The sequence below is a fragment of the Streptococcus infantis genome, assembly GCF_047464415.1.
In the GTDB taxonomy this organism is placed as follows: domain Bacteria; phylum Bacillota; class Bacilli; order Lactobacillales; family Streptococcaceae; genus Streptococcus; species Streptococcus infantis_AE.
Genome location: NZ_JASHBX010000005.1, coordinates 74,058 through 87,955 on the forward strand (window position 1 = coordinate 74,058; position 13,898 = coordinate 87,955).

Here is a 13,898-nt window from a genome sequence, read left to right on the forward strand (position 1 = left end):
TTACTTTATTTAACTGCTTCTTTCAAGGCATCAACCTTATCCAAGCGTTCCCATGGAAGATCGATATCTGTACGTCCCATGTGTCCATAAGCCGCTGTTTGACGGTAGATTGGACGTTTGAGATCAAGCATTTGGATGATTCCTGCTGGACGAAGGTCAAAGATTTGACGTGCTGCTTTTTCAAGCTTGCTTTCAGCTACTGTTCCAGTACCAAAGGTATCGATACGAACAGATACAGGTTGAGCTACACCGATTGCGTAGGCCAATTGAACTTCTGCTTTCTTAGCAAGTCCTGCTGCAACGATGTTTTTTGCAATGTAGCGAGCTGCATAAGAAGCTGAACGGTCAACCTTAGTCGCATCCTTACCAGAGAAGGCACCACCACCGTGGCGTGAGTATCCGCCATAAGTATCCACGATGATCTTACGACCAGTCAAACCTGAGTCTCCTTGAGGCCCTCCGATAACGAAACGACCTGTTGGATTGATGAAGAATTTAGTTTCGTCGTCAAGATAAGAAGCTGGAATCACTTCTTTGATGACCTTGTTGATTACATCCTCATGGATTTGTTCATTGCTGACTTCTGGATCGTGTTGAGTTGAAATAACGACAGTGTCCACACGCACTGGTTGGTCATTTTCATCATATTCAACAGTAACTTGAGATTTAGCATCTGGACGAAGATAGCTGATTTCACCAGACTTACGAAGCTCTGCTAAACGACGAACCAACTTGTGGCTGAGTGAGATTGGCAATGGCATGAGTTCTTCAGTTTCATTAACCGCAAAACCAAACATGAGACCTTGGTCTCCAGCTCCAATCAAATCAAGTGGATCTTGATCAGCATTTCCACGAACTTCTAAGGCTTCATTAACCCCTTGAGCGATATCAGGAGATTGTTCTACCAATGATGGGTGAACTCCTACGGTCTCAGCAGAAAATCCATACTCTGTATTAGTATAGCCAATCTCTGCAATAGTATCACGTACCACACGGTTAATATCTACATAGGCATTGGTTGAAATTTCACCGAAAACATGTACGGAACCAGTATAAACAGCTGTTTCAGCAGCAACGTGGGCTTCTGGATCTTGCTCTAAAATAGCATCCAAGATAGCATCTGAAATTTGGTCTGCAATCTTATCTGGATGCCCCTCAGATACAGATTCAGACGTGAATAATTTACGTTCTGACATAAAAATGTCCCCCCTTAAAAAATATTCGTTATAGAGTTACAAAGTACTGGTAGAGAATCGATAAACGACCTTCACTACCACCTTATCGGGACCATATAACCTAACTATTATAACACGAATCTTTGAAAAATACTCGTATGATTACTATTTTTCTCAGAAGGAAAATGTTTTCTAATCCAAACCAAATAAAAAACTCTTAAAGTAGATCTAATTTTACTCCAAGAGTATTGTTAAAACTAATTATTTTCTAGATAAAATTCAAACCGTTCTCCGACGTATTGGCTCTTTACATACTCAAAAGCCGTTCCGTCATCAAAGTAAGAAACCTGAGTCAAACCTAAAATAGCATGTCCTTTTTCAACTTCTAAATAATGAGCTATCTTTTCTTTTGCTAAACGTGCGTATATGGCCTGGTGAGATTTACCAATTCGATAACCATGCTCTTGCAAGGTTTGAAAGAAGTGCTTGGTTACTTCTTCTTTTTTGAAATTTTTGATAAATTTCTCAGGAATCGACGCCACTTCATAGACAACAGGAACCTTATCCGCATAACGAACACGCTCCATACGAATGATATTGTCAGTTGGCAGTAAACCTAGTTTAGCCACTTCTTGCTCATTTGGAATGGTTCGACGATAAGAAATCAAGTGACTAGACGGAGTTTTCCCTTGAGCTTTAACAATCTCCGTAAAACTAGTTGTTCCACGCATTCTTTCCTGAACACGTGTGCTTGAAACAAAGGTCCCACTACCTACACGTCGTTCCAAAACCCCTTCTTCAACCAAAAGAGAGATTGCTTGACGTAAGGTCATGCGGCTAACGGCAAATTCTTCTGCTAAATCTCGCTCACTTGGAAGTCTTTCCCCAATTTTCCAACTTCCCTCATCAATGTCTTTCTTGATTTGGTCGTGGATTTTCATATAAGCTGGTAACATGCTTGCTCACTTCTTTTCTTTATTTTTTCCATTGTACCGTAACTCATAGGGAAAAGTCAAACCGCACTTGTTTAGTTGGTAATTCTAACCCTTTTATGATAGAATATTCAAGAAGATATTTCTTTGAAGAAAGGGAAAAGATGAGCAACATTTCAACTGATTTGCAAGATGTCGAAAAGATCATCGTACTGGACTATGGTAGCCAGTACAACCAACTCATCTCACGTCGTATCCGTGAGATTGGTGTCTTTTCAGAACTAAAAAGTCACAAGATTTCGGCTGACGAAGTCCGTGCTATCAATCCTATCGGGATTGTACTTTCAGGTGGTCCAAACTCTGTTTACGAAGAAGGATCGTTTGATATTGATCCAGAGATTTTTGAACTTGGAATTCCGATTTTGGGAATCTGCTATGGTATGCAGCTATTGACTCACAAGCTTGGTGGTAAGGTTGTTCCTGCAGGCGATGCTGGTAATCGTGAATACGGTCAATCAACATTGACTCACACAGAATCAGCTCTTTTTGCGGGTACTCCAGATGAGCAACTTGTCTTGATGAGCCATGGGGATGCTGTTACAGAAATTCCTGCTGATTTTGTCCGTACTGGAACTTCTGCTGACTGTCCTTACGCGTCTATTGAAAATCCAGACAAGAAAATCTATGGTATCCAATTCCACCCTGAAGTTCGCCACTCAGTACACGGTTATGATATCCTCCGAAACTTTGCCTTGAACATCTGTGGTGCCAAAGGCGACTGGACAATGGATAACTTCATCGAGATGCAAATCAAACAAATCCGTGAGAAAGTTGGAGACAAACGTGTTCTCCTCGGACTTTCTGGTGGTGTTGACTCTTCTGTTGTTGGGGTTCTTCTCCAAAAAGCCATCGGGGATCAATTGATCTGTATCTTTGTAGACCACGGTCTTCTCCGTAAAGGTGAAGCTGACCAAGTTATGGATATGCTTGGTGGTAAGTTTGGTTTGAACATTGTTAAAGCAGATGCTGCTAAACGTTTCCTTGATAAATTGGCTGGTGTATCTGATCCTGAACAAAAACGGAAGATTATCGGTAACGAATTTGTTTATGTCTTTGATGACGAAGCAAGCAAACTAACAGACGTGAAATTCCTTGCTCAAGGGACACTCTATACAGACGTGATTGAGTCTGGTACGGATACTGCTCAAACTATCAAGTCTCACCACAACGTGGGTGGACTTCCTGAAGATATGCAGTTTGAACTCATCGAGCCTTTAAATACTCTTTACAAGGATGAAGTTCGTGCCCTCGGTACTGAACTTGGCATGCCAGACCACATCGTATGGCGCCAACCATTCCCAGGTCCAGGACTTGCTATCCGTGTTATGGGTGAAATTACTGAAGAGAAACTTGAAACAGTTCGTGAATCAGACGCTATCCTTCGTGAAGAGATCGCCAAAGCAGGTCTTGACCGCGATATCTGGCAATATTTCACTGTTAACACTGGCGTTCGTTCAGTAGGTGTTATGGGGGATGGTCGTACTTATGACTACACCATTGCTATCCGTGCCATTACTTCTATCGATGGAATGACAGCTGACTTCGCTAAAATTCCTTGGGAAGTTCTCCAAAAAATCTCTGTCCGTATCGTAAACGAAGTTGACCACGTTAACCGCATCGTCTACGATATCACAAGTAAACCACCTGCAACCGTTGAGTGGGAGTAGAGTAAATAAGTTAAAAAAAGCCTAGAAATCAATATTTCTAAGGCTTTTTATTTTACTTTGACAACATTTTACAACTAAAAAACTTAATCTTCTTCTGCCCTTAAGAACTTTTAACAATTTTGATTCTTTCTTAATTGAACTTTATAGCGTTCCTCTCACTACTCTGCTATTATCGAACAAGCCTGAACCACAGTAAGAAGTATTATCTCACAAAACTAATCTTAATGTTAAGAAATAGCCTTTTCATTGCTCAAAAAAACAGTAAAACCGATTTGGTTCTACTGTTTCATTTTTAAAATGTCTGGCGCTTAGCTTTTCGCTCTGCTCGTCCGCGGGCACGACCTTCTGCTCGCTTGGCTTTGCGACGTTTTTCATCGACAGCCCACTGGATTTTCTTCTTATATCCTGGTTTGACTTTTTTCTTTTTCTTTTTAACCAAGCCAATCATTTCAATGTCCAGTTTTTCCTGTTTCTTTTCACGATTAGCACGACGATCGCGGTCATAGGTATCTTGGAATTCTCCGTCTTTAACCACCTTAGGTACAAACTTAATTCCTAATTTCTCTAACTCACGAATATCAGAGTCGTCACTAGGCTGGTAAAGGGTAATGGCTGTACCAGGCAGACCATTACGTCCAGTTCGTCCAACACGGTGGACAAAGAAGGACAAGTCTTGTGGAATGGCATCATTGATAACATGACTGACACCTTCAATATCAATCCCACGCGCAGCCAAATCAGTCGCAACGATGTACTCAAAATCAAGGTTCTTCACCTGATTCATGATCCGTTTGCGTTCACGAGGAGCAATATCTCCATGAATCTTAGCAACCTTCAAGCCTTGGGCTGTTAAATATGTATGCAATTCATCTGCACGAGTCTTAGTATTGACAAAAATCATGGCAAGATATGGTTGCATGACTTGAGTCAATTCATAAATCTGGGCATTCTTGTCACGACCTTTAGTCGAAATCAACCAGTTATCAATGGTATCTGAGATAACTGTTTTGGTCTTGATTTTTTCCATAACTGGATTAGACAAGTATTTTTTCAAGAATGGTTGCAATTTTTGCGGAATAGTTGCTGAAAAGACCATAAACTGCAAGTCTTTTGGAAGACTTCCTGCAATCTTATCAACTGTTTCCAAGAATCCCATATCCAAGGTCATGTCGGCTTCATCAACTACAAAAGTTTTAGCCTTGTGGATAGCCAAATCGCCTGATTTTACCAAATCATAGATACGACCAGGTGTTCCGATGACAATATGGGGTTGGTTGCTTGTCAGTTTTTCAATCTGACGCGCCTTGTCTGTTCCACCAACGTAGTTAACTACACGTACTTCTACATCCGAGTGGCCTGCAATTTGACGAGCGGCTTGGTAAATCTGAGTTGCTAACTCACGACTAGGAGCTGTGATAACTGCCTGTACACTGTCGCTCTCTTCATCCAACTGTTGGAAAATTGGAAGCAAGAAAGTATGAGTCTTCCCTGAACCTGTTTTTGATTCACCGACCAAGTCTCGACCAGCCAAGACAATAGGAATCAACTTATCCTGCACCTCAGTAGGAGTCGTAAACTTCAACTCCTCCAAAGCTTCTTCTATATATTTTTTAAATTTAAATTTCGTAAATGACATAATATCCTCGATTCTATCTATCTTACCATTATACCACATTTTGATGCATTTCAGTTAAACTTTCAATTTAGATAAACCCACGAAAATTTCAAAATATAGACAAATAAAGACAAGAAAAATACTCTCTGTCCATCATAAACAGAGAGTATCGCTTTTTTATTTAAGCTCCCATTCTTTCATTAGCCAATCACAAAACTGTTGATAGCGTTGGTCGAGAGCTTCATGATGCCCATACGCATCAAAGGTGGAATATGTTGAGGGAACTGCTTCTGAAATTAAATTATGTAGTTCCCTTGCAAAAATAGGAGCCTTAGACAGACGATTGGAATGATTGGCACCTTCTGTCTGACCATTTTGTAGATAAATCAGGCTTTGGCTCTGTATCAAGTCATGTTCCCTACAAAATTCTGTAAAGTCTGGATACCAGAAAGAACCACAGATAGAAAAGATACAGGTCGCAGGAAGATAACTACTATAGAGACTATAGACAGCAGCAAGGCCTCCCAGTGAATAGCCACCATAAGCAATCCTACTTTCATCAATCAAGTAGTCTTTTTTTAGAGTTGTTAGAATCCCTTGAAAGATCTTTTGATGGTATTGGTCTACCTTCCCACCAAAATCTGGAGCCCCTTCTTTCAAAGCACTAGCTTTCCAAGGTGTAAAGTCATCCAGACGGTTTTCTGGAACCAAACCCACCAAAATCACGAATTGGGATAGGTCTGATAAATAGTCCAGTTCACCATCATTTAAAAGAATCAATGGGTAGGCTTGTTTAGAGTCATAGTTTGAAGGAAGGCTGACCCTAACCTGAATCCCTTCCCAGTTAAACTCCTTATTTCTTGATAAAGTCATTGATTTTTTCAAGTGAATCAATCACTGCTGGACCGTAGTCCATCAACTCATCATAAGAGATGGTCATGATTTTTTGATTCTTGATTGCTGGGACATTTTCCAAAACAGCATTTGCCTTCATCAAATCCACTGCTTTTTCATCCAACTTTTGATTGCGGTCGCTGGTTACGTAAATAATCAACTCTGGATCCATTGATACTAAGTTTTCCAAGGTCAAGCCAGATGTTCCTGTTGCGACATTTGTGTAACCAAGTTGGTTGAGCAAACTTTCTTGAAGGGCTGACTTGTAGGCACCGAAGGTTTCATCGTTATAAGCAACCATAATCAAAGCTTTTTTCTTTTCACCCTGTGTTTCTGGATTGGCTTTTTTAACCGCATCGATTTTAGCTTGCAATTGCTCTGCGTATTGGTTTGCCTTGTCTTGGACATTGAAAATGGTACCAAGATTCTTCACGTCTTCTACGATATTTCCCAAATCCTGTTGGATAGTTGAAAGTGAGGCTTTTTGCGTATAAACAGGGATTTTATTTTCATTCCAAGCACTGATAGTTCCCATTGACTTTTCAGAAAACATCATGTTGCGGCCCATCAAGGCATCTGGTTCATAAGAAAGAACTGTTTCTTGTGAGACTGATTTTTTATCCCCAATATGAGGGATAGCTTCAATGGCTTTCTTGTATTTACCAGTTACGGCATTATCAGGATTGAGCATACCAGCAATTTTATCCTTCAAACCAAGTTCAAGTAGGATTTCTGTTGTTGAAAGATTGTTAGTGATGACCTTTTCAGGAGCCTTTTCAAAGACTTGTTCGACTTCGTTTCCTTTGGCATCATAAGTTTTGATGGTTACGGGATAGCTGGTTTCTGTAGTAGATTTTTGACTTGTCTCTGTGCTTGATTGTGTGGTAGCTTTTTCTGTTGTACTATTTCCACAAGCTGCTAAAGTTAAGGTAGCTACTGTTAGGAGCAAAATACTGAGTGATTTTTTCATGTTTTGTTTTCCTTTTCATTTTTTATAAATAGTGAATCATGGCTTGCTGATCTTCTGTCCAAGTAACCTTACTTTGGACACCATAGACAGCCTGCAAAGACTCAGGAGTGATGGTCTCTTTTGGAGTCCCTTGGTAAACAATCTCTCCTTCTTTCATTAGATAGAGATAGTCTGAATAGCGACAAGCCAGCTGAATATCGTGTAATACTGCTAGTACATTGATATTGAGATGTTTGACAATGGTTAACAAGTCTAGCTGGTACTTGATATCCAAATGATTGGTCGGTTCATCTAAGAGCAAGAGTGTCGGCTCTTGGGCCAAGGCGCGTGCCAATAAAACCCGTTGTTTCTCTCCTCCTGATAGAGAAGAGTAGAGACGACTTCTCTTTTCGAACATATCTACCTTGACTAGAGCATCCTCAACCAAGGCAAAGTCTTTTTCTTTTTCCTTTTGTAAGAAAGAGAGATGGGGCGTTCTACCCAGCATAACAATTTCTTCAACCGTGCAATCAAACTGGAGTTGATTAAACTGCGTGATGACGGCCATCTGTTTTGCCGTTTCCTTAACGCTCATTTGTTCCAAGGGTTTTCCATCTAGAGTAATCAAGCCTTGAACAGGCTTTTCCTGTCGATAGAGGAGTTTCAACAAGCTAGTCTTCCCACTGCCATTGGGTCCTAAAATAGTATGAAATTGCTTGCCCTCCAGTTTGAGTGAGACTCCTTTGAGAATCTTTTTTTCTCCGATTCCAAAGTGAATATCCTGACACATTAAGTCCATATCAGACCCTCACCTCCCTTCGTCTACTTCCAACCATGTAGATAAAGAAGGGGGCACCTACTAGTGCTGTGAAAATTCCAATCGGTAGCTCAGCATTTTGAATCAAAACGCGAGCAAAGACATCTGCCCAGACGACAAAGAGGGCACCTAGTAAAGTAGCTATCGGAAATAGCCTTTTGTAGTTTGTACCAACCAAACTTCGGGCCAAATGTGGTGTAATCAAACCGACAAAACCGATAATCCCACAGGTCGATACCAAGATAGCTGTCATCACAGCTACAATCGTCACATAGAGATACCAGTAAAAACGCAAGGGAATTCCCAAGGTCAAAGCCGCCTCATCTCCCATCATCATGGCATTGAAAACACGATATTGTGTAGAGAAAAATAAAAAAGCGATTCCCACGATTATAGTTGGCAAGGTTAAGTGAGCCCATGAGGTCCCCGCTAAAGAACCCATGGTCCAAAACTTGATGGTCATAACGCTATCAGCATTGGCCCCGATAGAGATAATAAAGTTTGAAAAAGCCAAAAATAGGGCATTCACTACCGTACCCGATAAGATTAAGCTAGAAGTTGTCATCCTACCCTGCATGGACGCAATGAGAAGAACTGCAACTGTTGCTAAAATCGCTCCTAGGAAAGAACCTAGACCAATCATGACCTTAAAACCAAGAATAATACTCAAAGTTGCTCCAAAGGTTGCCCCGGCTGAAATTCCTAATACATAGGGCTCTGCTATTGGATTATTAACTGTTGACTGCATAACGCTACCACACATGGAAAGGCCTGCACCAACTATCAAACCAAGAAAAACCCGTGGTAATCTCATATTCCAAACAATAGCAAGTGTAGACTTCGAAAGGTCTCCTATATCCAGAGAGGCCCCCATCTTACTTAAAATAATTCTATAAGTATCACTCAAGCTAATCTGAACAGACCCCATAGAAACAGCTAAAAATAGAGAGACTCCCAAAGCTCCGAGCAACAGAGATAGGAGAACAACATATCGCAGGTTTTGATGGCTTCCAGAAGATTTGGAAATCATGAAACCCTCCCTTAATAAAATTAAAAATTTAGACAATTTTCATAAATAGTATACCACATTTCCAAATCAGGAACAAGACTAGAAAAATACAGATTAAAAGACTGTTGAAATTAGAGAGCTGATTGAGCTCAGGCTAAAATCCTAATGAAACTAAAAAATCTCCCCGAAGGGAGACCTTTCTGGTTTATTTTACCTTACAGTGCTAGGAACCGTAACCGAAGATTATACTTGAGTATATCGAGGTAAGGTAACAACGTAATGTAAGTGGAAAATAAAGCAGATTAGCGACGAAGTCCAAGAGAGTTGATTAACTCACGGTAACGGTTAACGTCGTTTTTACGCAAGTATGCAAGCAAGTTACGACGGCGACCGATTTTCTTCATCAATCCACGGTAAGTAGCGTGGTCTTTTTTGTGTTGTTTGATGTGTTCGTTAAGGTGGTTGATTTCCCAAGTAAGGACAGCAACTTGAACCTCTACTGAACCTGTATCACCTTCGTGACGTGCATATTGTGCGATGATTTCATTTTTTTTCTCTTTTGAGATTGCCATGATGTTTCTCCTTTTTATTTGGCTTCATCCGAGTGACAGGTTGGCATGCCTGTAACCAAGAAGAAGTTATTTGTCTTTACGACAATTTCTATTCTACCAGTAACTAACTTCTTTGTCAACTGATTTACTATTCTTACTACAAATATGCTATAATATTCATAGGAAAGATATCTAAGTTGATAGTTTTATAACGAGGTGATTACCATGCGTAAATTCTTTAAATATCTCCCCTACTATCTGGTCGTATTTTTCTTTTATTGTCCACTTTATGGATTATTTATACTACTATTACAGAATCCAAAACTAACGGAGCTCTATCTTCTAAATATATTCATCATTTCGCCCATCATAGTTTTTATAGTTTCACTTCTTTATAGCTACCGTTTTGGTTTTTCACTACATTGGCTTTTAGGTAGTTGCTTGCTCTATGGCTTTACTATCATTCCTTTCAGAGAATTTATCATTGTTTATTTCCTAGCCTATGAAATTCTTATTCTACTAGGTACAGTTATGGGTGCCACTATCAGGTATCTGGTTCAAAAACTGAAAAACAAAAAACTTTCACAAAATCCTTGAAAAATCTCGCAATCATGCTATAATAATGTATAGAGACAAGTCGCTTAGAATCTTTCTTTTAGAGAGTGCGTGGTTGCTGAGAACGCATAGGAAGTCTAAACTGATACTACTCTACTAACTTTTATGCAAACATAAAACGGTGGCCACGTTAGAGCCAATCAGAGGTGTCAACAGTTTTGTTGTACATAAATGAAGGTGGAACCACGTTGCGACGTCCTTTCGAGGATGTCGCTTTTTGTTTTTCTTGATTTAAGTCTGTAAAAATAGGGAAACACTTCTGCTATAAAAATAATTGATAACTAATAATATAAGGAGAAAACCATGATTAAAATTACTTTCCCAGATGGCGCTGTTCGTGAATTCGAATCAGGCGTTACAACTTTTGAAATTGCACAATCTATCAGCAATTCCCTAGCTAAAAAGGCACTTGCTGGTAAATTTAATGGCAAATTGATCGACACTACTCGTGCTATTACTGAAGACGGAAGCATTGAAATCGTGACACCTGATCACGAAGATGCTCTTCCAATCTTGCGTCACTCAGCTGCTCACTTGTTTGCCCAAGCTGCTCGTCGCCTCTTCCCAGACATTCATTTGGGGGTCGGCCCAGCTATCGAAGATGGTTTCTACTACGATACTGACAATGAAGCAGGTCAAATCTCTAACGAAGATCTTCCTCGTATCGAAGAAGAAATGAAGAAAATCGTTAAGGAAAACTTCCCATCTATTCGTGAAGAAGTGACCAAAGATGAAGCGCGTGAAATCTTCAAAAACGATCCATACAAATTGGAATTGATTGAAGAGCACTCAGAAGACGAAGGTGGCTTAACTATCTACCGTCAAGGTGAATATGTAGACCTTTGCCGTGGCCCACACGTTCCATCAACAGGTCGCATCCAAATCTTCCACCTTCTCAATGTAGCTGGTGCTTACTGGCGTGGAAATAGCGACAATGCTATGATGCAACGTATCTATGGTACAGCTTGGTTTGACAAGAAAGACTTGAAAAACTACCTTCAAATGCGTGAAGAAGCTAAGGAACGTGACCACCGTAAACTTGGTAAAGAATTGGATCTCTTCATGATTTCTCAAGAAGTTGGTCAAGGTCTTCCATTCTGGTTGCCAAATGGTGCCACTATCCGTCGTGAATTGGAACGCTACATCGTCGACAAGGAAATCGCCGCTGGTTACCAACACGTCTACACTCCACCAATTGCCTCAGTAGAACTTTACAAGACTTCTGGTCACTGGGATCACTACCGTGAAGATATGTTCCCAACTATGGATATGGGTGATGGGGAAGAATTCGTCCTTCGTCCAATGAACTGTCCTCACCATATCGAAGTCTTTAAGCACCACGTTCACTCATACCGTGAATTGCCAATCCGTATTGCTGAAATCGGTATGATGCACCGTTATGAAAAATCTGGTGCTCTTACAGGGCTTCAACGTGTACGTGAAATGTCCCTTAATGATGGTCACACTTTCGTAACACCTGAACAAATCAAAGATGAGTTCCAACGTACGCTTCAATTGATTATCGACGTTTACGAAGATTTCAACTTGACTGACTATCGTTTCCGTTTATCATATCGTGACCCTCAAGATACTCACAAGTACTTTGATAATGATGAAATGTGGGAAAATGCTCAACGTATGTTGAAATCAGCTATGGATGACATGGGACTTGACTACTTTGAAGCTGAAGGTGAAGCAGCCTTCTACGGACCAAAATTGGATATCCAAGTTAAGACTGCCCTTGGTAAAGAAGAAACTCTTTCTACTATCCAGCTTGACTTCTTGCTTCCAGAACGCTTCGACCTTAAATACATCGGAGCTGATGGTGAAGAACACCGTCCAGTTATGATTCACCGTGGTGTTATCTCAACTATGGAACGCTTCACAGCTATCTTGATTGAAAACTACAAGGGTGTCTTCCCAACATGGCTTGCCCCACACCAAGTAACTCTTATCCCAGTTTCTAACGAAAAACACGTAGACTACGCTTGGGAAGTAGCTAAGAAACTTCGTGACCGTGGTGTTCGTGCCGATGTGGATGAACGTAATGAAAAAATGCAGTTCAAGATCCGTGCTTCTCAAACTCAAAAAATTCCTTACCAATTGATCGTTGGTGACAAGGAAATGGAAGAGCAAGCCGTAAACGTTCGCCGTTATGGTCAAAAAGAAACAGAAACCATGCCGGTAGATGCATTTGTAGAATTGATTCTTGCAGATATTGCCAACAAATCACGAGTTGAAAAATAAACGATAAAATCTGGGATAAAAATCCCAGCTACCTAAAAAAGCAACAACTGTTTCAGCTGTTGCTTTTTTTATACTTTATTTACCTGACTAGTAGTGATTGGTCAAACCACCACAAATGTATCCTCATCAACGATCCTTTCTATCCACTAACTTTGGGATATAGGATATCCTCCTAAGATTTGCTTCCTCGAGTTAGAAAAGGTCAATATCCTCAATCCTTGTCTGCTTCATTTTCTTTTACGAGATCTTTTTGTGAATCTTTTTCAGAGAGTTTTTGATCAATATACTTATTAATGGTTTCATAAAATTCCTTGGTCATCTCACTATCTAATTTTGTCGAATTATGAACCTGATTGACTTTCAATTGAACAGATTGAATACCGTAAGAGGCTTGTTTTTGGCGGATGGTTTCTAATTCTTCTTCTGAAATCGGATCTCCAACAACCGTCAAGACCAATTCATTGCTCCTTGACTTGTAGACTTGATTAATGACCGTATGATTGGCGAACTCTTTGCCTACAAACTGTTTAATCCCTTCTTTTCGCGCTTGATCCATCGTCAGAGTGACTGCTGAATAGCTGGCTGGAAGAACCAATAATACAATCAAGGATATCAAGCCAATTTTCATTTTAATGTTTAGCTCTTTAAATGAACTTAAAGGAGATTTTCTCATCAAAATTCTTGTTCCAACAATGTTGGCTAGCATGATAAAAACACAGTTGATCAAGAAAAGATAAAGAGCCCCAAATAAAAATCGTACATTTCCATTAGCTAAACCATATCCTGCAGTGCAGATAGGTGGCATCAGAGCTGTTGCGATGGCTACTCCTGGTACGATATTGTTTGCTTCTTTTTTCCTTGAACCAATAAAACCTGCTATCCCACCAGCAATAGCAATGAGAACATCCCAAATGGTTGGAGAGGTTCGTGCAATCAACTCGCTACTTGCATAAGATAAGGGAGAAATCCAGAAATACAGAGTCGATACAAGCAAACTGACCAATACTTGAGTAAATAAAACTTCTAGAGATTGTTTGATTAAACGCGTATCAAAAATAGCTAAACCAAACCCCAGTCCAACAATCGGTGTCATAAGAGGGGAAATCAGCATGGCTCCAATAATGACAGCTGTTGAATTCATATTTAGACCTATAGAGGCAATAAAAATCGCACACATCAAAATCACTGTATCTCTTAATCGAACATGAAGGTCATCATATAGTTTTTCGCGGAATTCACGTGTTGAATAGTTTCCGGACATTGGTTACTCCTTTTATTTCATATAATCTTGTTTCTGCATGGATGATGGTAGAGAGACTTCTGTCCAAACTGACATGTTTTTAATTCTTAGCTGTGATTCTTTTGAT

At 40.1% G+C, this 13,898-nt stretch carries 12 protein-coding genes and 1 pseudogene; 4 read left to right on the forward strand and 9 right to left on the reverse strand.

All coding sequences use genetic code 11. The annotated features are described in order from the left end of the window. Window positions 1-5: 5 nt before the first annotated feature. On the reverse strand, window positions 6-1,196 hold the full coding sequence (metK, locus tag QM460_RS04220) for a methionine adenosyltransferase (RefSeq protein WP_000003967.1): 1,191 nt from the start codon (window positions 1,194-1,196) through the stop codon (window positions 6-8). A gap of 236 nt (window positions 1,197-1,432) precedes the next feature. Then, window positions 1,433-2,131 carry a GntR family transcriptional regulator gene (locus QM460_RS04225; protein ID WP_049494919.1) on the reverse strand — a complete coding sequence of 233 codons (699 nt, stop codon included), beginning with the start codon at window positions 2,129-2,131 and terminating at the stop codon, window positions 1,433-1,435. A gap of 140 nt (window positions 2,132-2,271) precedes the next feature. Between QM460_RS04225 and guaA the strand changes: the two genes are divergently transcribed. Continuing rightward, window positions 2,272-3,834 (forward strand): glutamine-hydrolyzing GMP synthase, encoded by a 1,563-nt coding sequence (gene guaA, locus QM460_RS04230; RefSeq protein WP_004253965.1) that lies wholly within the window; start codon window positions 2,272-2,274, stop codon window positions 3,832-3,834. Between the two features lie 292 nt (window positions 3,835-4,126). Here the strand turns inward: guaA and QM460_RS04235 are convergent, their stop codons facing one another. The 6 genes from QM460_RS04235 to rpsO form a co-directional block, all read right to left on the reverse strand. Next, entirely contained in the window at window positions 4,127-5,470 is a 1,344-nt protein-coding gene (locus QM460_RS04235; RefSeq protein ID WP_414289327.1) for a DEAD/DEAH box helicase, read from the reverse strand. A 156-nt stretch (window positions 5,471-5,626) separates the two neighbouring features. Next, window positions 5,627-6,322, reverse strand: a complete 696-nt coding sequence (locus QM460_RS04240; protein ID WP_414289328.1) for an alpha/beta hydrolase-fold protein — start codon at window positions 6,320-6,322, stop codon at window positions 5,627-5,629. Beyond that, on the reverse strand, window positions 6,303-7,313 hold the full coding sequence (locus QM460_RS04245) for an ABC transporter substrate-binding protein (RefSeq protein ID WP_414289329.1): 1,011 nt from the start codon (window positions 7,311-7,313) through the stop codon (window positions 6,303-6,305). Before QM460_RS04245 ends, QM460_RS04240 begins: the two co-directional genes overlap by 20 nt. 22 nt (window positions 7,314-7,335) lie before the next feature. After that, complete coding sequence (locus tag QM460_RS04250; protein WP_414289330.1) at window positions 7,336-8,091, reverse strand: ABC transporter ATP-binding protein; 756 nt, start codon at window positions 8,089-8,091, stop codon at window positions 7,336-7,338. A 1-nt stretch (window position 8,092) separates the two neighbouring features. Further along, on the reverse strand, window positions 8,093-9,139 hold the full coding sequence (locus QM460_RS04255) for a FecCD family ABC transporter permease (RefSeq protein WP_414289331.1): 1,047 nt from the start codon (window positions 9,137-9,139) through the stop codon (window positions 8,093-8,095). A 281-nt stretch (window positions 9,140-9,420) separates the two neighbouring features. After that, on the reverse strand, window positions 9,421-9,690 hold the full coding sequence (gene rpsO / locus QM460_RS04260) for a 30S ribosomal protein S15 (RefSeq protein ID WP_001018251.1): 270 nt from the start codon (window positions 9,688-9,690) through the stop codon (window positions 9,421-9,423). Window positions 9,691-9,894: 204 nt separating this feature from the next. Between rpsO and QM460_RS04265 the strand changes: the two genes are divergently transcribed. The 3 genes and pseudogenes from QM460_RS04265 to thrS all read left to right on the forward strand — a co-directional run bounded on the left by QM460_RS04265 (window position 9,895) and on the right by thrS (window position 12,531). Next, a complete protein-coding gene (locus QM460_RS04265) occupies window positions 9,895-10,266 on the forward strand; it encodes a hypothetical protein (protein WP_414289332.1) in 372 nt (123 codons plus the stop codon). A 121-nt stretch (window positions 10,267-10,387) separates the two neighbouring features. Beyond that, a pseudogene (locus QM460_RS04270) lies at window positions 10,388-10,514 on the forward strand (AAA family ATPase); the annotation flags it as partial. Window positions 10,515-10,587: 73 nt separating this feature from the next. Beyond that, a complete protein-coding gene (thrS, locus tag QM460_RS04275; protein ID WP_414289333.1) occupies window positions 10,588-12,531 on the forward strand; it encodes a threonine--tRNA ligase in 1,944 nt (647 codons plus the stop codon). 211 nt (window positions 12,532-12,742) lie between these two features. On the opposite strand, the gene QM460_RS04280 is transcribed toward thrS, so the two are convergent. Continuing rightward, window positions 12,743-13,792 carry a DUF389 domain-containing protein gene (locus QM460_RS04280; RefSeq protein ID WP_414289334.1) on the reverse strand — a complete coding sequence of 350 codons (1,050 nt, stop codon included), beginning with the start codon at window positions 13,790-13,792 and terminating at the stop codon, window positions 12,743-12,745. Window positions 13,793-13,898: the final 106 nt, after the last annotated feature.